Source organism: Paenibacillus sp. FSL P4-0184 (assembly GCF_038004625.1).
Lineage (GTDB): Bacteria > Bacillota > Bacilli > Paenibacillales > Paenibacillaceae > Paenibacillus_AQ.
This window is the reverse complement of the sequence record NZ_JBBORN010000001.1, coordinates 145,200-170,528: the sequence shown is the minus strand read 5'-3', so window position 1 is coordinate 170,528 and position 25,329 is coordinate 145,200. Positions and strand designations below refer to the sequence as shown.

19 protein-coding genes are annotated in these 25,329 nt (G+C 44.8%); 13 read left to right on the top strand and 6 right to left on the bottom strand.

Annotated elements, in window-relative coordinates:
- The first annotated feature begins 8 nt into the window (after positions 1–8).
- The 5 genes from MKY52_RS00750 to MKY52_RS00730 all read left to right on the top strand — a co-directional run bounded on the left by MKY52_RS00750 (position 9) and on the right by MKY52_RS00730 (position 7,031).
- On the top strand, positions 9–1,322 hold the full coding sequence (locus tag MKY52_RS00750; protein ID WP_042125830.1) for a sugar ABC transporter permease: 1,314 nt from the start codon (positions 9–11) through the stop codon (positions 1,320–1,322).
- Complete coding sequence (locus MKY52_RS00745) at positions 1,319–2,161, top strand: sugar ABC transporter permease (protein ID WP_339269869.1); 843 nt, start codon at positions 1,319–1,321, stop codon at positions 2,159–2,161. Before MKY52_RS00750 ends, MKY52_RS00745 begins: the two co-directional genes overlap by 4 nt.
- Positions 2,162–2,253: 92 nt before the next feature.
- Positions 2,254–4,308, top strand: coding sequence for a methyl-accepting chemotaxis protein (locus MKY52_RS00740; RefSeq protein WP_339801965.1), 2,055 nt, complete (start codon positions 2,254–2,256; stop codon positions 4,306–4,308).
- Between the two features lie 166 nt (positions 4,309–4,474).
- Positions 4,475–5,407 carry an AraC family transcriptional regulator gene (locus MKY52_RS00735; protein WP_341049273.1) on the top strand — a complete coding sequence of 311 codons (933 nt, stop codon included), beginning with the start codon at positions 4,475–4,477 and terminating at the stop codon, positions 5,405–5,407.
- A gap of 118 nt (positions 5,408–5,525) precedes the next feature.
- Positions 5,526–7,031, top strand: coding sequence for an alpha-glucosidase/alpha-galactosidase (locus tag MKY52_RS00730; RefSeq protein WP_341049272.1), 1,506 nt, complete (start codon positions 5,526–5,528; stop codon positions 7,029–7,031).
- Positions 7,032–7,238: 207 nt separating this feature from the next.
- On the opposite strand, the gene yhbH is transcribed toward MKY52_RS00730, so the two are convergent.
- The 4 genes from yhbH to MKY52_RS00710 all read right to left on the bottom strand — a co-directional run bounded on the left by yhbH (position 7,239) and on the right by MKY52_RS00710 (position 17,674).
- Positions 7,239–8,402 carry a sporulation protein YhbH gene (gene yhbH, locus MKY52_RS00725; protein ID WP_149645947.1) on the bottom strand — a complete coding sequence of 388 codons (1,164 nt, stop codon included), beginning with the start codon at positions 8,400–8,402 and terminating at the stop codon, positions 7,239–7,241.
- An 86-nt stretch (positions 8,403–8,488) separates the two neighbouring features.
- On the bottom strand, positions 8,489–10,174 hold the full coding sequence (locus tag MKY52_RS00720) for a hypothetical protein (RefSeq protein ID WP_341049271.1): 1,686 nt from the start codon (positions 10,172–10,174) through the stop codon (positions 8,489–8,491).
- Complete coding sequence (locus MKY52_RS00715) at positions 10,171–16,908, bottom strand: DUF7507 domain-containing protein (protein WP_341049270.1); 6,738 nt, start codon at positions 16,906–16,908, stop codon at positions 10,171–10,173. The genes MKY52_RS00720 and MKY52_RS00715 overlap by 4 nt, the downstream gene beginning before the upstream one ends.
- Positions 16,909–17,029: 121 nt before the next feature.
- On the bottom strand, positions 17,030–17,674 hold the full coding sequence (locus MKY52_RS00710) for a methyltransferase domain-containing protein (protein WP_341049269.1): 645 nt from the start codon (positions 17,672–17,674) through the stop codon (positions 17,030–17,032).
- A 204-nt stretch (positions 17,675–17,878) separates the two neighbouring features.
- On the opposite strand from MKY52_RS00710, the gene MKY52_RS00705 reads away from it, so the two are divergent.
- Positions 17,879–18,346, top strand: a complete 468-nt coding sequence (locus MKY52_RS00705) for a hypothetical protein (protein ID WP_076284187.1) — start codon at positions 17,879–17,881, stop codon at positions 18,344–18,346.
- A gap of 87 nt (positions 18,347–18,433) precedes the next feature.
- Here MKY52_RS00705 and MKY52_RS00700 read toward each other — a convergent pair whose 3' ends face one another.
- Positions 18,434–18,895: a hypothetical protein gene (locus tag MKY52_RS00700; protein WP_052404212.1), complete on the bottom strand. Its 462-nt coding sequence runs from the start codon at positions 18,893–18,895 to the stop codon at positions 18,434–18,436.
- 169 nt (positions 18,896–19,064) lie between these two features.
- Between MKY52_RS00700 and MKY52_RS00695 the strand changes: the two genes are divergently transcribed.
- Positions 19,065–19,451, top strand: coding sequence for a DUF423 domain-containing protein (locus tag MKY52_RS00695; protein WP_341049268.1), 387 nt, complete (start codon positions 19,065–19,067; stop codon positions 19,449–19,451).
- 79 nt (positions 19,452–19,530) lie between these two features.
- Here the strand turns inward: MKY52_RS00695 and MKY52_RS00690 are convergent, their stop codons facing one another.
- Positions 19,531–20,058 carry a hypothetical protein gene (locus tag MKY52_RS00690; RefSeq protein ID WP_149645884.1) on the bottom strand — a complete coding sequence of 176 codons (528 nt, stop codon included), beginning with the start codon at positions 20,056–20,058 and terminating at the stop codon, positions 19,531–19,533.
- A gap of 215 nt (positions 20,059–20,273) precedes the next feature.
- Here MKY52_RS00690 and MKY52_RS00685 point away from each other — a divergent pair, with 215 nt between their 5' ends.
- From MKY52_RS00685 to sufU, 6 genes are all read left to right on the top strand, one after another.
- Positions 20,274–20,576 carry a YunC family protein gene (locus tag MKY52_RS00685; protein WP_042186349.1) on the top strand — a complete coding sequence of 101 codons (303 nt, stop codon included), beginning with the start codon at positions 20,274–20,276 and terminating at the stop codon, positions 20,574–20,576.
- Between the two features lie 243 nt (positions 20,577–20,819).
- Positions 20,820–21,281, top strand: a complete 462-nt coding sequence (locus MKY52_RS00680; RefSeq protein ID WP_042125852.1) for a Dps family protein — start codon at positions 20,820–20,822, stop codon at positions 21,279–21,281.
- 285 nt (positions 21,282–21,566) lie between these two features.
- Entirely contained in the window at positions 21,567–22,349 is a 783-nt protein-coding gene (sufC, locus tag MKY52_RS00675; RefSeq protein ID WP_042186351.1) for a Fe-S cluster assembly ATPase SufC, read from the top strand.
- Between the two features lie 27 nt (positions 22,350–22,376).
- Complete coding sequence (gene sufD / locus MKY52_RS00670) at positions 22,377–23,678, top strand: Fe-S cluster assembly protein SufD (RefSeq protein ID WP_042186353.1); 1,302 nt, start codon at positions 22,377–22,379, stop codon at positions 23,676–23,678.
- Positions 23,675–24,901, top strand: a complete 1,227-nt coding sequence (locus MKY52_RS00665; RefSeq protein WP_076284184.1) for a cysteine desulfurase — start codon at positions 23,675–23,677, stop codon at positions 24,899–24,901. The genes sufD and MKY52_RS00665 overlap by 4 nt, the downstream gene beginning before the upstream one ends.
- Positions 24,888–25,319 (top strand): Fe-S cluster assembly sulfur transfer protein SufU, encoded by a 432-nt coding sequence (sufU, locus tag MKY52_RS00660; RefSeq protein WP_036684339.1) that lies wholly within the window; start codon positions 24,888–24,890, stop codon positions 25,317–25,319. Before MKY52_RS00665 ends, sufU begins: the two co-directional genes overlap by 14 nt.
- Positions 25,320–25,329 lie beyond the last annotated feature (10 nt).

The window sequence follows — 25,329 nt, the reverse complement described above, 5'->3', positions numbered from 1 at the left end:
GAAGCGAAATGCAGCGACATCGCACGAGGGCCGCAGTACTGTCGACGATTTTCATGGGATTGGGACAAATATATAACCGCCAATTCATCAAAGGAATCATGTTTTTAGTTGTAGAAGCCGCCGCTGTTTATTATTTTATTCAGAATCTTGCTACTGCTTTATGGGGTTTTGTCACACTAGGAGAGAACCCTAGCCGTTTGGTAAAAGTAAAAGGCATCGCTAAGATGGTAGCTGGGGATCACTCGATTTATATTTTGATTCAAAGCTTGATCACCATTCTAATGCTTATCATCATAATCCTCGCTTGGTATTTGAACATTAAAGATGCTTATAAGACTGGAGAGAAACGCGATAACGGTCTTCAGGCAAACACCTTTAAACAAAGTGTTCGCTATATACTGGATTATAAGTTCGCTCAGACGTTCTTGGTCTTGCCGGGTATTGGTGTTCTATTCTTTACGATCATGCCAATCATCTTCATGATCCTGCTGGCGTTTACGAACTATTCCGCACCTGATCATCTTCCACCCGCTAAATTGGTTGACTGGGTTGGATTTCAGACTTTCCGAAATTTATTAGTTCTCAAAACATGGAGCCACACTTTTTATGGTGTATTAACATGGACGATTATATGGGCAGTTCTTTCGACGATCACTACATATTTCGGAGGACTATTGGTAGCCTTATTGGTGAGCCAAAAAGGTATTCGTTTCAAAGGAATGTGGAGAGTTATTCTGATTGTGCCTTACGCAGTACCGCAGTTAATCTCTTTACTGCTCATGCGCAATTTATTTAACGGTCAATTCGGTCCCATCAACCAATACCTTGGGTATTTTGGAATGGGTGGATTACCATGGTTGACAGATCCATTCTGGGCTAAGGTTACCGTAATTATTGTTAACATGTGGGTTGGTATTCCAGTCTCGATGTTACTTATTATGGGCGTACTGACTACAATTCCTCGGGATATGTATGAAGCCGCTGAGGTGGATGGAGCATCAGGTTATCAGAAGTTCCGTATCGTTACGTTACCAATGGTATTGTTCTCCACAGCGCCTACTTTAATTACACAATTCGCAGGTAACATTAACAACTTTAATGCGATCTTCCTATTGACAGGCGGTAGTCCTGTAAATGGTGATTATCAATATGCCGGTTCCACGGACTTGCTAGTAACCTGGCTATACAAATTAACACTTGATCAGAATAAAAACAACATGGCTTCGGCAATAGGGATTATTATCTTTATCATTGTTGCTTCATTCTCCCTGTACAATTACCGCCGGACGAAATCATTCAAAGAGGAGGATATGATCCAATGAGCAGAAAGATCGCGAACTTTATTCGCTTAAGTGGTAGTTACATCATCTTGATTGCTTTGTCGATAGCGGCACTCTATCCGGCCCTCTGGATTCTGTTTGCTTCCTTCCGGCCTGGTAAATCACTGTACAGTAAATCGTTTATCCCTGAGCAATTCACCTTTGATCACTACAGAGAATTGTTCACGTCACCAAGCTATATGTTTGGAACTTGGTATGCGAATACATTGAAGATAGCTATATTCTCCATGCTTATCGGTGTAGTTCTTACCTTGTTAACCAGTTATGCAGTATCCAGATTCCGTTTTAAAGCGCGTAAAACAGCGTTATCTACGGTTCTGATTCTTGGTATGTTCCCTGGTTTTATGAGTATGATTGCCATTTATATGCTCCTTAAGGAGTTTAATTTGCTGGATACGCATATTGCCTTGATTATCGTCTATGCAGCCGGGGCGCCGCTGGGGGGAACCTTTATCGCCAAAGGCTTCCTCGACACGATTCCTCGTTCTTTGGATGAGGCGGCTCGAATAGACGGGGCGAGTAATTTCGGGATCTTTATGCGAGTGATTCTTCCCTTGTCACGTCCTATGATCACTTACATGGCACTGACTCAGTTTGTCGGTCCTTGGGTCGATTTCATTTTCGCCAGACTTATTTTGCGGACAAAGGAGAACTGGACCGTCGCAGTCGGAATGTGGGATATGGTTAACACGAACCAAAACACTAACTTCACCTTATTCTCTGCCGGTGCTGTTCTGATCTCTATCCCGATTATGATTTTGTTTGTATTCTTGCAACGTCTGCTTGTTGATGGATTGACTGCAGGAGCTAGTAAGGGGTAACAATTTCGCTTCATACTAAAGAATGAACTGGGTACAGCCTTTGTACAGAAATGGAAGGCTGTACCCTTTTTCCATCATAGGGAGTGAACTTAATGAAAAAGCTATGGACCCTACAGTTTAGATCAGTTGGGATAAAATTGTTCGTTATTCTTTTCAGCTCCATAGTGCTCTTATCCTCTGTTCTAGGATTGACTTCATATTTTGCTGCCAAAGATATCATTACAGATGAGGTTGCCGCGGCCTCCTCACAGTCTATAGTTCAAGCAGCGGACAAGCTGGATTTTGTCCTAACAGAATACGAAGCGCTCTCAAGGCAGTTTGCCCTCGACTCCACATTAAAAGGTGATTTGGAAAACATAAAAAGTGGAGAACTTACAACGGTAGCCAAAGTTTCCGCAGAAGATCGGATTCGTAGAAAGCTAGACTTAGTTAAAGGATCAGATGAGCGGATGTATGGCGTCAGACTGGTATCTAAGAGCTTGGAAGAAACAGAATCGTATAAATCTACAGGAATTAGTGGCCTTCGTAGTGATGAAGGTATTGCTGAAAGACTGAAACAAATTGCAGATGCTAAAGGGGAGCCAGTGTGGTTTCCGGTTCGTGAGAAGGGCTTCTTTGATTCTTATACTGAACCTACTTTAACTATGGGGAGATTGCTTCGCAATCTTGTACATCCTGAAGCGGAGTATTACATGCTGATCGAAGTTAAAGGCAAGGCAATGACCGAAATGTTGTCTAATCTTCAGATTGGAATTACAGGTGAGATTCGAATTTTGAGCTCAGAAGGTAACATAGTTTATGGTGCGGATCATGCTAAACTGGGTCAACCCTCTTACATAAAAGTATCAGAAGGGCAAGATGTAGAAAAGAAACATTCATTTACAGCAGCCGATGAGAACGGAAGTCCGCAGCTTGTCGTGTATCAGCCTTTAAAGACTGCAAAGTGGACGCTCATGGGATATGCACCCGTTAGTGATTTTACGAAGTCGGCAGATAAGCTTCTTTATATCACGTTCTCTGTGGTGCTGGCAGCTGCCGTGATAGCTCTGCTAATTGGTTATGTTCTTGTTCGTTTGGTTGGGCGTCCACTAGGTAAACTGGCGACCTTAATGGAAGAAGGTGAGCGAGGAAACCTTCGTGTACGAACGAATTTTAAGGGTAAGGATGAGATTGGTCGGCTCGGGCATAGCTTTAACAAAATGATGGAGCAAATTTCTCTGCTTGCAAGCCAGAGTGAAATGTCAGCGGATGAAGTGCTTGGTACTTCAGAGCAATTAGTCAAAGCGTCAGGTACAACCTCACTTCATGCCAGAGAGGTTGCATCTGCTACGGGTGAGATTGCACTTGGAGCAGCAAGCCTTGCTGTCGAAGCAGAAAAAAGCCATGCTAATGTCGAAATCATTGGCAGTAAGATGAGTGAAGTAACTGAACTAAATACAGTAATGGACGCTTCGGCGGAGCGGGTTATTGAGGTTAGTGATCAGGGGACAGAGCTGATGAAGCTGCTAGTAGAGCAGAGTGAATCTACGGTGGAGATGTTCAATCGAATACAAGAGAACTCCAATAAGCTAAGAGAGAGTACTCATTTAATTCGTAGTATTCTTAGTCCTATGATTGCCGTAAATAAGCAGACCAATATTTTGGCGCTAAATGCCACTATAGAGGCGGTAAGAGCCGGTGCAGCAGGCAGAGGCTTTATAGTGATTGCTGATGAAATCAGACAGCTCGCTAACCAATCGAATGAGTCGATCCAATCGGTCTCCAAGATTACGGAAGAGATTGGTCTACACATTGAGAACACGGTTAAAGATATCAATGAGACCGCTCCAAAGTTTCGTGAGCAGATTTCTTCCGTGCGTGAGTCGTCAACGATCTTTGCGAGTGTCAAAGAGGAAATGGAACACTTCATGGGGCATCTTAGTGAATCCTCTGCTTCTATTCATGAACTGATAGAGTTTCAGCGTCAATTAGGTGAATCCATGGCGAGTGTCAGTTCCATTGTGCAGCAGACGACGGCTTCGACGCAGGAGGTAGCTTCTATGTCTTCACAGCAATTTACTGTAAGTGAGGAGCTAGTTTCCTTATCTCAAAAGCTGGAGAGCTTAGCAGCAGATCTTAAGCAATCTATGGTTTCTTTTCAAGTATGAGAATTAAATCTTATTAGTAAAAACAATAAAACGAGCAACTCTCCTGTGTATTGGAGGTTTGCTCGTTTTTTTCTAACTTAATGACTTCAAGTAGCTCTTCTTGTCTTAGAAGTAGGTTGAGAGATACACTTGGGTTAACATTTTAATAGAAGAAAGGAGTGATCGATTGACGAATTTTCCTCTAAATCTTAGTGGGAGTCTTTTTCAGCAGGCATTAATTGAAAGAGATTATAGTCCTCATTTTTTTGCTTACTATTATAAACAGTGGAACAACTACAGTATGTCTTACCATCAGCATAATTCAACCGAAATCATGTATTTGATCTCAGGAAGCTGTGTTGTGGATGTCCGTTCAAAAACATGTGAAGAAGAGAGATTTAGGTTAAAGCGGGGAGAACTGATCATCCTCGATGCAAATGTACCGCACAGACTGATTGTCGAGGATGGGACGCCTTGCCGAATGCTGAATGTGGAGTTTGGATTTATGGAATATACAGGGGTTGCTCCATCTATCGGCAAGCTCGCTCGGAAAGAAGCGGCACTTGCTGAATGGTTACAGATGCCCTTTTCCAGTCTAGTCATGCCTGATTCGGAGGAAATTTATCATGTTCTAAAAGGACTTGTACTAGAGCTTGATCAAAGTGGCGGGAAAGGCGGAAGTATGGTCGACTTATTGTTCTGTGAGCTTCTGCTTCGAGTATCAAGCTTGCGACAGGATCAGCTTCATGCGAATCAACAGCCTTCGCAGCTTTATGTGCGGCGCAGTATCGAATTCCTGCATCAGAATTACGACCAGAGTATTCAGGTTAAGGATATCGCTGCCGCGGTCAATCTGCATCCCGGATATCTGCATCGTATTTTTAAGTCACATACAGGTAGGACACTCAGTGATTATTTGAATATGCTGCGAATGGAGAAAGCAAAGATGCTGCTGGGGCAGAGTGATATTCCAATTGCTGAAATTGCCGATTATGTAGGGATTAGTAGCAGACAATATTTTCATCTCCTCTTCAAAAAATATACTGACAACACGCCCGTAGAATATCGCAATTCCATTGAGCGTCATTCTTGGAGTTATGAAGAGATGGATGCTCAATAGATAAGTTAGGATTTTTGACATCTTCCTTCAAAAGAGGTCATGATATTGGTTACGCTTTCCCTAGCGCCCTTGCTACAATGGACAGGAACAATCAATTCATAACCGGAGGATGATAAGGATGTCATTTAAAGTGTCTTTTATAGGGGCAGGCAGCATTGGATTTACCCGTGGATTGTTGCGGGACTTACTAACCGTGCCGGAATTTAATAATATTGAAGTCTCATTTATGGATATTAATAGCCACAACTTGGAGATGGTTACCGAGCTGTGCCAACGTGATATTAAAGAGAATGGATTAAATATTCAAATCCAGGAAACGACGGATCGAAGAGAAGCCCTGAAGGATGCGAAGTACGTATTTTGTACTATTCGTATGGGTGGACTGGAAGCATTTGCTACAGATGTGGATATTCCATTGAAATACGGAGTCGATCAGTGCGTAGGGGATACCCTTTGTGCAGGAGGCATCATGTATGGTCAGCGCGGGATTGCGGAAATGCTGAATATTTGTCGTGATATTAGGGAAATGGCTGCGCCGGATGTACTCCTACTTAACTATTCGAATCCTATGGCTATGCTGACTTGGGCTTGCAATAAATACGGTGGTGTACGGACGATTGGTCTGTGTCATGGGGTGCAGCATGGGCATGGGCAAATTGCAGATGTGTATGGGCTGAAAAAGTCTGAAGTCGATATTATTTGTGCGGGTATCAATCACCAGACTTGGTATATTTCAGCGAGTCATAAGGGTAAAGATTTGACCAAAGGTCTTTTAGAAGCTTTTGAGAGTCATCCAGAATTCAGCCGCACAGAAAAAGTTCGGATCGACATGCTGCGCCGCTTTGGATATTACAGTACAGAATCCAATGGTCACCTAAGTGAATATGTTCCATGGTATCGTAAACGCAGCGATGAAATTATGGATTGGATCGACCTGGGAAGCTGGATTAACGGTGAGACTGGTGGATATCTACGTGTCTGCACCGAAGGGCGGAATTGGTTCGAAACGGATTTTCCAAATTGGATGAAGGACTCGGCATTGGAGTATACAGTGGAGAATCGCGGAGAAGAACATGGTTCGTTTATTATTGAAGGCTTGGAAACGGGCAGAGTGTATAGAGGTCACTTTAACACTGTGAACAATGGCGTGATCTCTAATTTGCCAGATGATGCGATCATCGAAGCACCAGGGTATGTGGATCGGAACGGTATATCGATGCCGCTTGTAGGTGAATTGCCTTTAGGAGCAGCCGCAGTGTGCAACGTTAGTATCTCGGTGCAACGTTTAGCCGTCGAAGCTGCTGTGCACGGCGATGACAAGCTGCTACGTCAAGCATTTATGATGGATCCGTTGGTAGGCGCCGTATGTAACCCGAAAGAAATCTGGCAGATGGTCGATGAGATGCTTGTAGCTGGGGAGCAGTGGCTGCCACAATACAGCGAGGCCATTGCAAAAGCGAAGGAACGCTTAGCTTCAGGAGATCTTATTCCAACGAATGCCAACAATGAAGGCGCAGCCCGCCTGAAGGTAAAGACGGTGGACGAGATGATGGAGGACCGGGAAGCAGCGAATAGAAATGCGGGTGAATCTGATAAAGGCAAGGATAGAGAGAAGGTTCAATAGGTTGTAGAGTTTAAAGCTTACTTGGAATATGACTCTTGCCATCTATTTTCTGAGTGGTAATAAAAGTATTGTGGAACAGAGTTTAGGATAGTTGAATATATTTACATAAAAAAACCTCCTCTCCAAATATCTGGAATGGAGGTTTTTTTATATGGGTAGGACAATAGAACAGGTAGTCTAGCTGTGGGCTATAATCAAACGTAGGAATTATGAATTAACAGTGCCCTTTTGACTGAAGAAGGTCTTTAGCGCCTGGTACACTTCTTTTTTGTCTTTAATGACATAATGCATGAATTGCTCGTGCTTCAGATGACGATAAGCGGACATTAGTGTGCTGCTGCGGTTGTACTGATTCACTTCCCCGTAACCAAACATATTGCTTCGTTTTAGCAGTTCTCCAATTAGCTTCACACAACGTTCGTTGTCGGAGGTGAGATTATCGCCATCAGAGAAGTGAAACGGATAAATGTTGTACTGCGCTGGCGGGTATCGGCTGTCGATAATCTCAATCGCTTTTTGATAAGCTGAGGAACATATGGTTCCTCCACTCTCGCCACGAGTGAAGAAATCATGCTCGCTGACCTCTTTAGCCTCCGTGTGGTGGGCGAGAAAGACAATCTCCACCTTCTCATACTGGCGGCGTAGAAAGCGGGTCATCCAGAAGAAGAAGCTGCGAGCGCAGTATTTTTCAAAAGAACCCATCGAACCTGACGTATCCATCATCGCAATAATGACCGCATTGGAGTGAGGCGTTCGAATATCATCCCATGTTTTGTAGCGCAGATCATCAGGACTTATGCTGTGAATGCCGGGATTACCTCTGCTTGCATTACGCCGAAGATTCTCCAGCAGGGTACGTTTCTTATCGATGTTGGACATCATGCCTTTTTTACGAATATCGTTGAAGATGATGGATTTAACCTCGATCTCTTCCTTATTCTTTGGCTTCAGATGTGGCAACTCCATATCCTGAAACAAGATGTCCTCCAGATCCTCCAGATTGACCTCTGCTTCCACGGTGTCCTGACCGGGTTGATCGCCTGCTTTTTCCCCTTTGCCGGGCTGTGTCGACTGTGAATCCCGCCCAAGTACATCACCGACCTGACTTTCCCCGTCGCCCTGTCCAACATGCTTTTGCTTACGAAAGTTATAGATAATTCGATATTCATCCAGACTGCGAATCGGAACCTTTACAATCTGCTTACCGCCTGACAAAATAATATTTTCTTCGGTCACGAGATCCGGCAAATTATCCTTGATAGCTTCTCTGACCTTTTGCTGATGACGTTCCTGATCCTGATGGCCTTTTCGATGAAGGGACCAGTCTTCTTTTGAGACTACAAAGGAAAAGGGACCAGATGATTGCGACAGGATGACCACCTCCCATGGGATATAAATATTTATGTTTTGGGGTTGTAACTAAAGTATATTCATGGGGATGGGGGATATGTGATTTCTTATTCACTGATCTCTTCCACGGTCAATATATAACTGTTCGACTGGCTCTCGCCTGTGTATTCACGTCCATCCAGATTGAAGAAGTATGGAGCGGTTACTAAGCCCTTAAGGAAACGACCCAGTACATGTTCACTAACCCTGACAAAATAATGGATGTTTACAGTGGCAGCAGCTTTGACTGTCCCTAGCGACAAAATACCGTTAAATGAAGATTGTGGATTTGGAATCCCATCAATCACAATGCTGCTAGGATCAATAAGACATTCCTCCGGTGTGAGCCGATCAAGGGATACTTCTGCTGGCCAATTCCCACTATTCGTTAGGGAGATCCAGCATTGGACATGTTCTCCTTCTTCCACAAGGGTAGGCTTTGCATGAGTTTCGAGAGAAATGATAGGCATGACTATTAAGGTAGTAACAATATTGGAACGAGAGGTTTGTCTTACTGTCCGTCCGTCCGGGAGCACAAAAGTATACTGAACACTGCCATGATTTTGGACAGCTGCGTGGGCATGAATGTTTATAGCTGCAGGAATGCTCACTTGAAAGACCACGACCGCTGAAGTTCCGCCTCTTAATGTGCCTAGCTGAATGCCATCAGCAGGACGGGCGCCTTTTTGCATCACTCCGTTTAAGAGAACACTATCCCATACGAAAAGAGTGCCCGAAGGGATAGCATCGGTCAGAACCGCATTTACGGCCAAGTTCCCGCTGTTGGTTACCGTTAGTTCATATCTTAGGTTGTCACCTGGAGCTGCTGTAACATGATCTACTCTCTTGCTGATGGTGACGCCTGCCAAAACAAGTGAGATAACGAAGCTGTTACTCTCGGTTGTATTGGGATCGTCGTCGACGGTATAAGTGACAGCTGCACGGTTAGTCAGGTCCAAGGATGAGGGAATCTCTGTAACTCGAACGCGAAAGGTAATATCAATGCTTAGGTCTTTATCAAGTTGACCAATTAATATTCCTTGCGTAGGCTCTGATTCTGGATAATAGACGCCACCTGCAATGACACTCCCTGGAATGAACACAGATCCGTTAGGAATAGAAATCGTTGCGATGATTTGGTTTAATAGGCTGTTACCTTCGTTCGTAAGCCGTAATGTATAGGTAATTACATCACCTATAAAAGAGGTCGGAGTGCTTGCAGACAACAAGGTAGAGAGCTGGTAGGAGCGTAAAGAAACTAGTACGGAATTAGAATATAAATCTCCACTAACGATTCTTCCCTCGGGTGTGGCAAAAGAAAAACGGCCCAGTGCTTTATTTTGCAGCACTAGTGAAGAAGGAAGTGAAATGATAACTACTTGAAAGGCGATGCTCACTTGACTCTGCGGAGCAATAGAGCCTAGCGGTATGCCCGAAGACGGTGTAGCCCCTGGGAGAGGCACACCGTCTCTAAGCACGCTGTTGGAAATAAAGGATACACCTTCTGGAAGAATGTCATACACCGTTAGCAAAGCATCTGTGTTTCCATTATTAGAAGCTTTAATGGTATACACCAGAGTGTCACCTAAAGAGGCATGGAGTTTGTCTGTACTCTTCAGCAATGAAAGCACGGGGCCCACGACCGGGGTGTTAACGGTATTGGAATAGACAATGCCGTCAACACCCTCTGCCGAGTTGAAGAGTACCATAGATTGATTGGTTACGACAGGTTGGGTACGTGAGCCGGGAATCATAACGCTACTACCTGAACCTGGAAGGTGATGGTTGAGGAAGCGCCAGCAGCAATCGTTCCGATGGCAATGCCGGAAGCCGGGCTGCCATTAGGTCGTGGGGTTCCGTCTACAGTGATGCTGCCTGTTACAAACTGGCTGCCTGCTGGGATAGGGTCAACCATGATGACGTTATTAACTGGTGAAATCCCTAAGTTGGTAACAACAATCGTATAGGTGATGATATCGCCGACAACGGCATCAATAGAAGTAGTGCTCTTAACGACACTTACATCCGGAGAAGAGACAGGGATGATTAGGACATTTGAAAGTGAAGTTCCGGTGAGCAGACGACCATCTGGAGGTGTGAATGAGAAAGTTGCTGAAGCCTGATTGACTAACTGCTGCGGTGACGGGAGGGAGGCTACTGTAACCTGCAGGGTTATGGTCACTGTTACCGTGCTTCCCGGAGCAACTGCTCCAATATTTAATCCAGTAGCCGGGTCGGAGCCTGGTTGTGGCACCCCATTAATAAGCACGCTGTTTGGAACGAAGATAGCTCCGCTAGGAATCGTGTCAGTTATGACTACATTTGCTATGAGGTTGCCAGTATTAGTCACATTCAAGGAGTAAGTAATCGTATCTCCGACAGTTGCGGCGGTTCTGTCTGCCCCTTTGACTACAACGATGATAGGCTGATACACCGGAATAACAAGTGTATTAGAGAATGAGGATCCCGAGAATGCTCCAGATGTGAAGCTGACGGAAGCTTGATCGGTGAGCGTGGCAGGATTAGGCAGTACATTGACGATAGTGTTGAACGAGATATTGACCGAAACGCCCGGTGCAATTGTGCCGAGCGAGATGCCATTCGCTGGATTGGCATTAGGGTGCGGAGTGCCATCAACGATCACACTGCCAGCAACAAACGAAGAACCTGCTGGTATTGGATCACTGATGTTTACATTGCTGATATTGGCGATTCCGCTATTGGTAACTGTAAGGTTGTAGGTAATTGTATCGCCAACAACGGCATCTGCTGCTGGTGATGACTTAGTTACGATCACATTCGGTGAGGATACCGAAATCGTTGTCGAATTGGAATTGATCGAACTGTTAAACGTCCGCCCATCAGGCAAGGTGTAAGCAAATGCTACCGATGCTTGGTTAATCAGTTGCTGGCTTGCTGGCAATGTTGAAATGAGTACTGAGAACATAACAGATAGTGTTGCACCTGCGGATATGACACCGAGTGGAATGCCAGCCGCTGGATCTGCTCCCGGAGCTGGGGCACCTTGAATAAGCACACTGTTTGGCACAAATGTTGTTCCAGATGGGATAGTATCACTCAGAGTAGCCAAAGCCCCGTAATTCCCTGAATTGGTTACATTAATCGTGTAGGTAATCGTATCTCCGACGGTCGCTTGAATTGAATTCGAGCTTTTTGCTGCGGCTAGAATCGGTAAGTAAATAGGCGTTGATACAATATTAGAGAAGGCAACATTCGAGAGAACTCCAGAGGTGAAGCTCACCGTTGACTGGTTATTTAGGAGGCCTGAAGGTGGCAATGAGACTGTATTCACTGTGAATGCCACAGTTACAGTTACACCTGGTGCAATACTGCCCAAGGTTACCCCGGTGGAAGGGCTACCCCCTGGACGAGGTACGCCATCTACTAATACACTGCCAGATACGAATGTAGTACCCGCAGGAAGTGCGTCTGTGAACACAGCGTTATTTACCGTTTCGATTCCGTTATTGGTAATTGTAACTGAATAGGTGATCGTGTCTCCAACTGTAGTTGATGTGGTAGGCGTAGATTTTACTACAGCCAGATTTGGTGAAGAGACAGGGATAGTAATTGTATTGGATAGGACGGAACCACCAAGTGTGCGGCCGTCAGGCAAAGTGAAGCTATACGCTACGGTACCCTGATTGACCAACTGCTGAGGATTGGGCAGTGAGGTGATATTAACAGTGAATATTACTGCAGTAGTAGCACCGGGTGCAATAACTCCAGCTGGAATCCCCGTAGATGGATCTGCTTGCGCTAAGGGGAGTCCATTAATGAGCACACTATTCGGAACGAAGGTAGTACCCGCAGGAATATTGTCCGTAATGATTAAGCTTGCCGGATAGTTTCCTGTGTTACTCACGGTCAGGGTATAGCTGACAGCGTCACCTGTTGTAGCGTTATTCGTACTTGCTGTTTTGACAACCGAGATGTTCGGCTGGTACACAGGGATGGTAACGGTATTGGAGAAGGTCGAACCGGAAAAAACACCTGATGTAAAGGTTACGGATGCCTTATTGATAAGTGTAGCAGTAGGAGGAACAGAGGTCACGGTAACACTGTAAGCAACCAGAGCTGAAGCTCCAGGCGCCAGGGTGCCAATTGATATCCCCGAAGAAGGATTCAGGTTTGGAAAAGGTACTCCATTTACGGATACGCTACCCGTTACAAAAGCAGCGCCTGCTGGTGTTGGATCGTTAAGTAACACGCTATTAACAGCTTCTAAACCGTTATTAGTAATATTTACGTTATAAGTGACCGTATCTCCGATCGCTACGGAAGTTGAGGTGGAGCTTTTGACTACCACGATATTAGGAGCTGAGACCTGTAGTGTGACGGTATTAGATACAGCAGTTCCGCTTAAGGGTCTACCGTCAGGCGGAGTATAGGAGAAGCTTGCAGAAGCTTGATTGCTGATTTGTTGTGGTGATGGTAAGGAAACGATATTAACAGAGAAGCTAACAGGGACACTGGTTCCCGGAGCTACACTTCCTACAGCTATGCCGGTATTGGGTGCTGCACCTGGTTGCGGCATGCCTCCTACAATAACACTGTTAGGATTGAAGACAGTTCCAGTAGGAATGTTGTCGGTTAAGGTTACATTTGCAGCAAGATTACCTGCATTACTTACAACCACTGTGTAGATGATGGTATCACCTACAACGAGAGCATCGGCATCACCATCTCCATCGACGGCACTTTTTAATAAGGAGATCTGTGGCTGAATGACTGGTGTGCTAGTAATGTTGGATGAAGAAGAACCGGAGAATACACCGGATGTAAAACTGACGGACGACTGATTATTAATTTGTGATGGTATCGGCATCGTTATCCTCACCTCGAATGTTACGGTAGCTGTGGCGCCTGGACCCAGACTACCGATTGGAATGCCGGCGGACGGAACTGCTAGCGGCTGAGTAATGCCGCCTACAATTACGGTTCCGGGAATAAAAGCTACATTCTCAGGCAGAGGATCGCTGAGAATGATGTTGCTTACAGTAGCTATGCTGTTGTTCGTCAATACTGAGGTGAATGTAAGGATATCGCCCGTAACGGCAGTAGCTGCATTCACACTTTTTACGACACTGACGTTAGGTGCGGATACAGGGACAGAGAGCGTATTTGATACTACATTTCCTCCGAGTTGACGCCCGTCCGGGAGGGTGAAGCTATATGTTGCCGAAGCGGAGTTCAGTAACATCTGTGAAGGAGGTAACGCTGTTATCGTGACCAGAAAGCTCACAGATACGCTGTCACCTGGTGCCAATGGGCCTACAGGGATTCCGGTTACTGGATTATATCCGGGTAAAGGTGTTCCCCCGATGATTACACTGTTCGCGTTAAATAAAGCTTGAGGTGGAAGATTATCAGTTAATAGTAGAGTGGTTGCAATATTCCCGGTATTGCTGATGAGAATCGAGAAAGACAAAGATCCTCCTACGGATGCCTGAGCGGTATTCGCGCTTTTGACCATACTAATAATAGGTTGATACACAGGGGTTACTACCGTGTTCGAAAGTGAAGAACCAGTGAAGGCACCGGATGAGAAAGACGCACTAGCTCTGTTTGTAAATTGTGATGGATTTGGTAAAGAAGAAACATTCACTCTAAAAGAGACTGTAATAGAGCTGCCAGCCGCAATACTACCGATAGATATTCCTGTACCTGGATTTGCGGCTGGTACCGATGAACCGCCAACAATAACGCTGCCTGCTACAAAAGTGCCTCCCGTAGGAATGGGGTCAGAGACGACAACGTTATTCACAGCTACGCTGCTTGTGTTGGACACTTGGACTGTGTAAGTCAGATTCTCGCCGACTGTGACATCAGCAAGGCTTGCGGATTTGGTTAGCGTAATATTTGGAGCGGAGACTGGGATGCTAACGGTGTTGGATTGGCTAGTTCCGGATAAGGATCTACCGCTTGGTAGTTGGTAGGTGTAGCTGCTGCTGCCTTGATTGTTCAGAACAGGTGGTGAAGGCAACGATTGCACAGCGACAAGAAAGGTTACAGGAACACTAGCCCCTGAAGCTACAGTTCCTAAGTTAATTCCTGTAAGTGGAGAGTCTGTTGGTCTAGCAACTCCATTAACTGTGACACTCCCCGAGACAAAGGAACTTCCTGAAGGAATATTGTCACTGAGGACTACAGATGCCCCGATATTTCCAGAATTCTGAACATTCAACGTGTAGAGAATATTGCCCCCTACAGTGGCACTGGAAACGTTCGAACTTTTGACAATCTGGATTACAGGTTGATATACAGGAGTTGTAGTCGTGTTGGAAAGTGAAATGCCAGTAAACGATCCTGAGCTGAAGGATGTAGAGGATCTGTTTAATAGTTGAGCGGGAGTTGGCAATGAGATCACGTTGACCTGAAAGGTGACCGCAACGGAACCTCCAGGCGTGATGGTTCCAATAGAAATTCCTGTACCGGGATTAGCAGATGGCTGTGCCGTTCCACCTACCGTAACACTACCTGAGACTAGTGAAGTCCCAGCAGGGATAATGTCTGAAAGCGATACGTTGGTAACTGCTGCAATTCCATTATTGCTGATAACGGAGGTGTAGAGCAGTGTATCTCCTACAGCGACGTCAGCAAATCCAGCGCTTTTGAGCACTGTTACGTTGGGAGTTGTAACTGGAATAGACAATGAATTGGATGAGGCTGATCCAGCTACGGTTCGCCCATCTGGAACTTGAAAGGTGTAAGTGGTGCTCGCTTGGTCGACCAGTTGTGGCGGTGAAGGGAGACTGTTCACCACTACGCGGAATTGAACGGTAGAGCTGCCTCCAGCAGCTATCGTTCCAATAGCAATACCTGTAGCAGGATTTCCAGCGACAGGTGTTCCATTGACGGTAAAGCTACCCGCAATATATGAGCTACCTGAAGGAATATTGTCGGTAAGGGTTGTTATAGCACCAATATTTCCAGTGTTGGTGATTTGAAGGGAATAGGTGATCTGATCTCCGACCGTCGCATTTGCAGTATTGGCAGTTTTTACAATGTTAAGAATAGGGGAATATACGGGTAAAGTTACCGTATTGGATGGAATAACCCCGGTCATGATAGGGCCTCCTGCTACACTTTGAAACGTAAAAGCAGCATTTGCGGTATTGGCTATATTTTGTGGACTTGGTGGTAATGAAGTGACTTTAGCTTGATATGTAACCGTTATTGAAGTACCCAAAGCTAATGAACCTAGAGAGATTCCTGCTGTAATATCAAAGGTTGGTCTAGCGACGCCGGCCACTACAACGCTTCCGGTAACAAAGGTTGATCCTGCTGGCAGCGCATCTGATAAAACGACGCTAGCTGCACTCGCTGTACCAGTATTATTGACAATTACAGTGTAAGTTACCGTATCCCCGACTATTGGCCCGGACACATTGGCACTTTTAGTAAGGTTTATTTTGGGTGCATTTATATCTACTTGTATGGCATTTCCATTAAGCACATAAGCGTCACCAGAGGTAGTTAATTGTAAAATCGCTGAAGACTGATTATTTACAAGTCTGGCTGACACGTCAACATTAGTAATGTCCCAGCCTTGTCGGCCACCGATGATGTTGGTTCCTGGATTCCCGTTCGTCTGATTGCGTGTTCCAAATGTTCCAGTTGTATTGAGATTACCTGTATCATTGTTGATTTGTGATGCGAAAAAGTTGTTAGCAAAGTTATTGGGGCCAGATAACGCTACGAGTGTAGCAGCAGTTGGACCAAACAAGGCCTGGTCGCCTGAACGGTTTGCATCTCCCTCCTGTGCGCTGAATAATGCTCTGCCTCCAAGCGCACCTGTTATTGGTGTTGCGAATCCAGTTATCGTAGTTGAAACCGGGGCTGATGTTGCCTGTACTAGTATTGCACCTGCCCGAAGGGACATATTGCGGAATGGGAGGGCTGTATTCTGGTAGATAACACCTAAAGTCCAGCCGGCATGGTTGGCTGTCGAGTCTCCTGGAATTACAATTGTGCCTACAACGCCGCCTGTAGTATAGGTACCGGCACCACCTTGTTGTATAATGCTGGTTACATTGGCGGAACGGACATATGCAGAAGCACCACCTCCCAAATCAACAGTGTTACTAGTAGCTGCATCGGGAGTTATGCTGAACGTACTTCCGGTAGGCGTAATTAAGGTGACTGGGTTGTTTATCGCCGAACTGAGGTTTACGGTTCCATTTATATAGGTGCCACCCCATATCAGCTCTGCATACAGCACTGTGCTACCTGAAGGAAGGACCAGTATGGCTGCTGAACTATTGCTTGTATAAAGACTAGTCGTTCCGTTAGGGTAGGTTCCAAAAATAGACGATGTATTGACAGTGGTAAAGCCACCGATGCTGTCCTGTGTCCCAGGTACTCCGACTGTATCAGAGCGACTAAGTCCAAGTGTGTTGCCCGTAAATGTGATAGCACCGGTCGCATTGATCGTTGCCCGTACGACTAGTGGAATGATTCTCACCTCCTTCGAGGTTAATTTTCTTTTAAAAAAGTGAACCGTCCCATAATCAGGACGGCACAGTTAATACCTGTATGTTAGCCTATGATGTAATTCGGGTATAATTGTATGTCCCATCAATAAATTATAGGGAATTTTGTCTATCGTGTGATTTTAGCCTGCGTTTCATAAGAACACGCGGTTCAGCGTAAAGCCCTCTACTCATCAATTCCAGCTCATGAATAGAAATATCTTCTTTGATTACGGTGAAATGGTACATGATTTCATGCACAACATTGGCTTGAAGCGTCTTTAGTATTTCTAGTTCTTCTGTTTCATAAAGAGGATCTTCATAAGGGTATTGATAGAAAAGCTCCATCCGCAGCAATCGATAATCGAATGGGGGCACCGGGATAGGATAGTCAGGAATCGATGGGCATACTGGACCGGACGGGGGCTGGAAAAAGGATCCTGTGAAATACCTCGGAGTATATTCATCAAACTTCTGCTTAAAGGAAGGATTGGACATATGAACAAAACTGTGGGCATACGGGGCCAGTATACAAACAATGGCTTTGTGAGTGCTAATTCTGTGAATTTCCGACATAACTGCGGATAAATCGTCGATATAAGGTAATACACGACTAGCCATTACAAACTCGGCTATATTGTCCGGCAAAGGGATGCCTTGGCTAATGTCACAGACAATATCTACGTTGGGACCCGCGATACGATCGATCCCGAGATAACCTGCTTCTTTACTGGATCCGCAGCCGATATCGATTCTCAAGGGGACCACTCCTTAGGGATAAATCAGGCTCAATACTATTGTATTAATCCTGCTTAAGCCTGCATCCGGCGGATGCCTATTAAAGATTGGAAGTTACTAAAAATAACGTATTATGAAACCTTAGCAGAGTTGATACGTTTATAGGAGTAGGCTTATAGAAAATGACTTTGCAAACAACCGCTAAACATAGAGGAGGCAGTCAACATGAAAAAACAACGTTCCTTACCCGCTATAGCTGCAATCGCAGCATTAACGCTAGCCCTAACCGCTTGCGGTGCTACTAATAATTCAGCTCAGCCATCTGCAGAACCAAGTGCAACAGCTTCTCCAGTGCCAACAGAGGAGACCACAAGCACACCCGTACCTACAGAAGGTACAAGTACCACTGCACCAACAGAGAATCCAAGTACTCCCGCACCCAAACCTACTGCAAATCCAGAAGCTAAAATTCTTAAAGGAACAGGCGTTTACGTCGGCCAAATAGATAGTCATTCTGTTGAGATTGAGACCAAAGAAGGTCCTACGGCTTTTGAGATCACAGCTGGTATGGAGAGCGTTATTGAGAAGTTAAATACGGATGATCCTGTAGCTTTTGAATATGTTGAAAAAGCAGTGGAAGGCGATGCTACAGTTAAACAGCGTGTACTTTCGAAGCTGTCACTTGCAAAATAAAGAAACGCTATCATTTATGAATAACAAAAGGGCTGCTCCTGATTGATTTCAGGAACAGCCCTTTTGTCTTGGAATTAGAAATGAACGTTATAGCGTCCCGGCATTGACTAAGAAAATAGTAATAAGCAGCATAAAGAGTAGGATAATCACACCGTTGATGATAGTGCCTATAACGCCGAAAACCTTACGTCTCTTCCGGATGGAAAGCCCAATAATGCCGATGACAACACCAATTACATTAAGAGCTGAAAGAATAATAACAGTCATTCCAAGAAGCATGATGGACTGCGATGATTCGGCTAATAGATTCGAGTTCTCGTTAACCATGGAAGAAGCCTTCATAATAATGAAAACGAAGAGAGCTGCATAACCCATTATGGTCACGAGGCTGATGATGAAAGAAGCAATACCAGGTCCAGAGTGTTGTAGGTCATGATCTACTTTCTGGTACGAATACGACGAACCAGCACTTGGCTGACTCAGATCAGGTTGGGTATTTCCTACCTCTGCTGTAGGCGCGTCAGATTTTGAGAGAGAATTAAGGTCCATAGGTTGCACTCCTTGAGAGATAAGAATGAAATGTTGTTAATATCCACTTTTTCATATTGATGCTAAAAAAGCAACCCCTGATTGTGGCTAATTCGTAAATGGCTGCTGGAAAAAGCAATCGGTAATCGTTTATGATAGTAGAAGTCTAATATTAAGGAGTTGTAATCGCATGCAACGGAAACTTATGGCCTGGGGGGCTGTGCTAGCAATGCTGGCAGTAGGAGTAGGCGCTTTTGGCGCTCATTTATTAAAACCTGTTATTAGCGAAGAATATATGAAGGTATATGAGACGGGTGTACAGTATCATCTGGTACATGCGCTGGGTGTAATTCTGATAGCACTGGCTGTAGGTCAATGGGGAGAAAGTACCCGGTTACACTGGGCAGGAAGGCTATTAATAGCAGGGACGATTTTGTTCTCTGGTAGCTTATATGTACTGAGCATTTCCGGGATTAAGGTGCTTGGAGCGATAACACCTATTGGTGGTGTATGCTTCATAGCAGGCTGGTTATGTCTGGCTGTGGAAGCATTCTCACGCAGCAAAGAGGCATCCTAAGCAATCAAGTTACAGAAGTTGATAAATAAGCATCCGTTCCATAAAGGGGCGGATGCTTATTTATCTGTAACGTATACGTTTACAGAAATTCGTCGATTTCATTTAAATTAAAGCTGTATACCTGTTTCTCATCCACGTGATAGACACTAATAGAGTTGGCTGCTTCATCAAAATTTAAAATACGACAGGGCATGGACACTTGTTTTCCGTACCGATTCGCTCGTAAACGTACTAATTGGTTGTTCTGAATATACTGTCGAATTTTCCCGTATGCATCAGCTGGCGTCTCAATAGCTGACTGCTGTGCAGGCAATACTGCCTGTTTATCAATCGGTTTATCGAGCTGCTTTTTAGTGGTCTTTGGTGGCAGCTTAAATGAAGTTGGAGGAGCAGAGCTTTGATTCAAGGCTAGTTTGGCAGAACGAAGCAAGCTGTCAATGGTTCTCCCCAATTCAAGACCGGAGTTAATGTTGAAATCTGTGATTTTGTCATTATTGTTCAACATTTCAAGCAGATATTGCAATGCAAGCGGGTTGGTACGGGCATTAATCAGGATGTCGACATTAAATAAATAGTTGCCGTCTGTGTGTTGTAGTTTCTCGTCCATAGATCCCCCAGCTTTTCGTTTGAACATTTCTTTACAATTATAAGAATGTAAATAAACTATAACATTAAACAAGTAATAATCATATACCTGACACTAGAGAAAATGGGACCAAGGTACTGTGTTTTTTACGAAAAGCCTAGGACTACCAACTGCACATCAGCAGGGGGTGAAGCATACATATACATCGTGGTTGGTGAATAAAGGAGGTGCTGCTATTGGTTACTATGGAGCCCATTACCGTAGGTGAACATACGCTGATCGGGGTAGAAGTTAAGCTTCCGAAAACAACGCTGCTCTCAATCAGCACAAGCCGAGGGTATATTATGTGTGGTGCGCTGGATGTTGGTTTGCTCAATGAGAAGCTCAGTGATCGGCATATTATCGCAGCCCGGGCGGTTGGTGTACGTACGCTGTCACAGCTGTTAGCTGCCCCATTGGAGTCTGTAACCATAGAAGCGGAGCGACTAGGTATCGTACCCGGCATGACGGGTGCGGATGCATTACTTCTCATGGTCTGACTGAACAATCTTACAAAATCCAAAACACAAGAGGCCATTGGCCTCTTGTGTTTTTTTGCAAGAATCAGAATTTGAACATTATAGAGAGCGTCTTTAGTGTAAAAAATTTAAACAGAGATTTTATGGAAGGGTTCTCCTTGTTTCGTCTTACATGCTAAGGGGTAAATTAAGAATAGACAAGTTGCTGCCGGATGAAGGATTAAGTAGCCCGGTAAATATAAAGGATAAGGATGGGATCATCTCATGGCTAAAGCATCTAATAAAGTAAATACAACTTCACTGGAACAAATTTTGAATCGTCAGGTTGCTAACTTGAATGTATTGTACGTTAAAATCCATAATTTTCATTGGTACGTAAAAGGAGAACAATTCTTCTCTCTTCACGTGAAATTTGAGGATCTATATAATGAAGTGACGCTGCAAATGGATGAAGTTGCAGAGCGTCTGCTAAGCATCAAAGGAAGTCCCGCTGCAACGATGAAAGAATATCTGGAATTGGCAACGATTCAAGAAGCTACTGGTAAAGAGGACACACGTGGTATGGTCCAGTCTCTGATTGAAGACTTCGCTACTATTTCTGAAGAGTTGACAGAAGGCATTGAGCTTGCTGAGGAAATTAAGGACCAGCCTACCTCTGACATGTTTATTAAAATTCGTGGTGATCTTGAGAAACATCAATGGATGCTGCGTTCCTACCTTAGCTAAACGATAAAGTGTATGAAATAAGGCTTCCTGCGGGAGGTCTTATTTTTTGCGTTAGGTGGTTACGGAAATTAGCGAAACATGCGGTGCATTAAAGGATAAATAAAAAGAGATATTTGTAAAAAGACAGGGTTTGTTATAAAATTGTTGAGAATCATTGATAATCATTGTGATTCAATTTATAATAATTATAATGTGATATAGAATCTAATTGTGCTGGGAATCAGGATCATCCTGTTTCAATACAACTTTTGATTTCGCAAATCGATCAATGGAGGGAATAATATTATGGCAGCAGATTTTGTCATTGAGGGACTTAAAGCGACGATTGAGGGAAAAGAGATTTTGAAGGGGATTAACCTTCAAATGAAAGGTGGCGAAATTCACGCCATCATGGGACCAAACGGTACAGGTAAAAGTACCTTGGCGTCAGCTCTTATGGGTCACCCTAAATATGAAGTAACTGAAGGAACAGCAACACTTGAAGGTGAAGATCTTCTGGAGATGGCGGTTGATGAACGCGCACGTGCAGGTCTTTTCCTTGCTATGCAGTACCCAAGTGAAATTTCCGGAGTAACAAACTCCGATTTCTTGCGCTCTGCCATTAATGCCCGTCGTGAAGAGGGAAGCGAAATTTCTTTGATTCGTTTTATCCGTCTTATGGAAGCGAAGATGAAAGAACTGGACATGAATCCTGAGTTCCTACACCGTTACCTAAACGAAGGCTTCTCCGGTGGTGAGAAGAAACGTAACGAAATTCTACAAATGATGATGCTAGATCCAAAAATCGTGATTCTTGACGAAATTGACTCTGGTCTTGATATTGATGCTTTGAAAATTGTTGCCGAAGGCGTAAACTCCATGCGGAGTGAAGATCGCGGTTTCCTGGTTATTACCCACTATCAACGTCTCTTGAACTACATCAAGCCTGATTTTGTACATGTTATGATGCAGGGCAGAATTGTAAAATCCGGTGGTCCTGAGCTTGCACAACGTCTGGAAGCAGAAGGCTACGAATGGATTAAAGAAGAACTTGGAATTGAAGACGAAACAGTAGGGCAAGACGCGTAAGAAACGCCAGGAAGGAGGAGAACACTTATGACGACACAGACCATTCTTCCGGTGGATGCCGAGCGCTTGAGCGAATTATCGCATAGTAGCGGCGAACCGGGTTGGCTGAAAGAAAGCCGCTTGAAAGCACTTGAACTGGCAGCTACTCTGACACTGCCTAAATTAGAGAAGACACGGATTGATCGTTGGAATGTGAATAATTATGGTAGCTACAAAGCAAGCGAGACCATTGCTTCACTGAAGGATGCACCTGCTTCCATTTCCTCCTTGATCAAGGATCAGGAAGAAGGCAGTCTGATTATTCAACGTAACTCTGGTGCAGTATATACACGACTAGCTCCTGAACTTGCAGCACAAGGTGTTATTTTTACCGATCTGCAAACGGCTGTTAAAGAGCACGGAGATTTGGTACAACGTTACCTTCATAAGGCGATTCAGCCTGACGAGCATTCTATCGCTGCGCTTCATGCAGCACTATGGAACGGGGGAGTATTCCTCTATGTTCCTAAGAATGTAGTGGTTGAAACTCCACTTCAGGCGGTGCTGTTAACAGATGATGCGGAAGCTTCATTTGTTCCTCACATTCTGATTGTAGCGGATACTAACAGCTCCCTGACATACGTAGACAACTACGTGTCGGATAAAGAGGAAGCTGGCTTGCACAATGGTGCTGTAGAAGTATTCGTGGGTGCAGGTGCTAAAGTACGTTATGCTACAGTGCATCAGCTGGGCGTGGATACAACAGATGTGACATACCGCCGCGCTGTTGTTGAGAATGACGGAACGATCGAATGGATTGTTGGAGAGATGAACTATGGTGATACAGCAAGTGATACCAAGTCTGTGCTCAAAGGTAATGGCTCTAGCTCGGATGCTAAAGTAATTGCTGTAGGTACGGGATCACAGAAACTGAATTACACTACTCAAGCTCAGCATTTCGGCAAAAATACCCCAAGTGACATGATCACTCGTGCGGTTATGCGTGATAATGCTACTTCTATCATCAACGGAATTACCAAGATCGAGAAAGGTGCTACAAGAGCCGACGGTCAGCAAACAGAGAAAGTATTGATGCTGAGTCCAAAAGCCCGTGGTGACGCCAATCCGATCCTGCTGATCGATGAAGATGATGTTACAGCAGGCCATGCCGCTTCCGTAGGACAGGTCAATCACGAGCAAGTCTTTTACCTGATGTCCCGCGGAATTACACGGCATGATGCAGAAACTCTGATCATCTATGGCTTCTTGGCTCCTGTTGTGTCGCAAATTCCACTAGAGGGACTGCGCAATCAGCTCCAATCTCTTGTGGAAAGGAAGTTAGGTCAATGATTAGCAACGCCATCCGGGAGCAATTTCCCATACTGAACCAGAATGTGAACGGCCATCCACTGGTCTATCTTGACAGTGCTGCAACTTCACAGAAGCCTCGTCAAGTGATTGAGGCGGTCAAGTCGTATTATGAGTGGGATAACGCCAACGTACACCGTGGCGTCCATACTCTAGGCAGCCGTGCAACAGATGCCTACGAGGGAGCCCGGGAGAAGCTAGCTAAGTTTATTAACGCCCGCAGCACTAAAGAAATCATCTTTACGCGCGGCACAACCACTGCCCTAAATCTTGTTGCCTCTTCTTACGGGCCATCTGCAGTGGGTGAAGGCGATGAAATTGTCATCACCCTGATGGAGCATCATAGTAATTTGATCCCCTGGCAGCAGCTAGCTAAGAAGACAGGTGCTACTTTAAAATATATACCGTTGCAACCTGACGGAACGATTACGCTTGAAGATGCTGAGAAGACGATTACGGATAAAACCAAGATCGTTGCTATCGCTTATGTGTCTAATGTTATGGGAGTAACTCATCCGATTAAAGAGCTTGCGGCGATTGCTCATCGAAACGGTGCGGTAATTGTCGTAGACGGCGCACAGAGCACACCTCATGTGAAGGTCGATATGCAGGATCTGGATTGTGATTTCTATGCACTTTCCGGACATAAAATGCTAGCACCGACTGGAATTGGGGCTTTGTACGGCAAAAGAGCACTCCTTGAAGCCATGGAACCTATTGAGTTCGGTGGCGAAATGATTGATGATGTGGGTCTCTATGAATCGACATGGAAAGAACTTCCTTGGAAGTTTGAGGGCGGTACGCCGATCATTGCAGGAGCTGTTGGATTAGGTGCAGCCGTAGATTTCTTACAAGAAATCGGCATGGATGAGATTCACAGCCATGAGAAGCAGCTTGCCGCATACGCAGAGCAGCGTTTATCTGAAATTGATGGCTTGACCATTTATGGTCCGCGCAATCGTGAAGTTGGCGTTGTGACTTTTAATCTGGGTGACGTTCACCCGCATGATGTCGCTACAGTACTAGATGCGGAGGGAATTGCTATCCGTGCTGGTCATCACTGCTGTCAGCCGCTGATGCGCTGGCTGGAAGCCAGCTCAACAGCACGTGCGAGCTTTTACCTGTATAACACCGAGCAGGATGTAGATCGACTGGTGGACGCTTTAATCAAGACAAAGGAGTACTTCGGCTATGAACTTGGATGACTTGTACAGACGCGTAATTATGGATCATTATAAAAGTCCTAGGAATCGTGGTTCATTTGAAGATGATGCTCTGAAAATTGAACTGAATAACCCAACTTGTGGTGATCGTATTACACTTCAGCTTAAGGTAGAGGATGGAATCGTCAAGGATGCCCGTTATAACGGTGAAGGTTGCTCGATCAGTATGTCATCGGCTTCGATGATGACTGAGGCGATCAAAGGACAAACGGTTGAACGAGCACTCGAACTAGCCGATAACTTCTCCTTACTGATGAAGGGTGAAGACGTGGATTTTGGAGATTATGAAGACATTGAAGCCCTATCGGGTGTGAATAAATTCCCTGCGCGGATTAAATGTGCAACACTGGCTTGGAACGCGCTTCGTAAAGGAATTGACGAAGAAGAGCAACATAAATAACAGTAGAACA

Bases quoted from the DNA above. Each gene is read 5' to 3' on its own strand.
- MKY52_RS00750 (WP_042125830.1), top strand. From the start codon at position 9: ATGCAGCGACATCGCACGAGGGCCGCAGTACTGTCGACGATTTTCATG.
- MKY52_RS00745 (WP_339269869.1), top strand. From the start codon at position 1,319: ATGAGCAGAAAGATCGCGAACTTTATTCGCTTAAGTGGTAGTTACATC.
- MKY52_RS00740 (WP_339801965.1), top strand. From the start codon at position 2,254: ATGAAAAAGCTATGGACCCTACAGTTTAGATCAGTTGGGATAAAATTG.
- MKY52_RS00730 (WP_341049272.1), top strand. From the start codon at position 5,526: ATGTCATTTAAAGTGTCTTTTATAGGGGCAGGCAGCATTGGATTTACC.
- MKY52_RS00720 (WP_341049271.1), bottom strand. From the start codon at position 10,174: ATGATTCCCGGCTCACGTACCCAACCTGTCGTAACCAATCAATCTATG.
- MKY52_RS00705 (WP_076284187.1), top strand. From the start codon at position 17,879: ATGAAAAAACAACGTTCCTTACCCGCTATAGCTGCAATCGCAGCATTA.
- MKY52_RS00700 (WP_052404212.1), bottom strand. From the start codon at position 18,895: ATGGACCTTAATTCTCTCTCAAAATCTGACGCGCCTACAGCAGAGGTA.
- MKY52_RS00695 (WP_341049268.1), top strand. From the start codon at position 19,065: ATGCAACGGAAACTTATGGCCTGGGGGGCTGTGCTAGCAATGCTGGCA.
- MKY52_RS00690 (WP_149645884.1), bottom strand. From the start codon at position 20,058: ATGGACGAGAAACTACAACACACAGACGGCAACTATTTATTTAATGTC.
- MKY52_RS00680 (WP_042125852.1), top strand. From the start codon at position 20,820: ATGGCTAAAGCATCTAATAAAGTAAATACAACTTCACTGGAACAAATT.
- sufC (WP_042186351.1), top strand. From the start codon at position 21,567: ATGGCAGCAGATTTTGTCATTGAGGGACTTAAAGCGACGATTGAGGGA.
- sufD (WP_042186353.1), top strand. From the start codon at position 22,377: ATGACGACACAGACCATTCTTCCGGTGGATGCCGAGCGCTTGAGCGAA.
- MKY52_RS00665 (WP_076284184.1), top strand. From the start codon at position 23,675: ATGATTAGCAACGCCATCCGGGAGCAATTTCCCATACTGAACCAGAAT.
- sufU (WP_036684339.1), top strand. From the start codon at position 24,888: ATGAACTTGGATGACTTGTACAGACGCGTAATTATGGATCATTATAAA.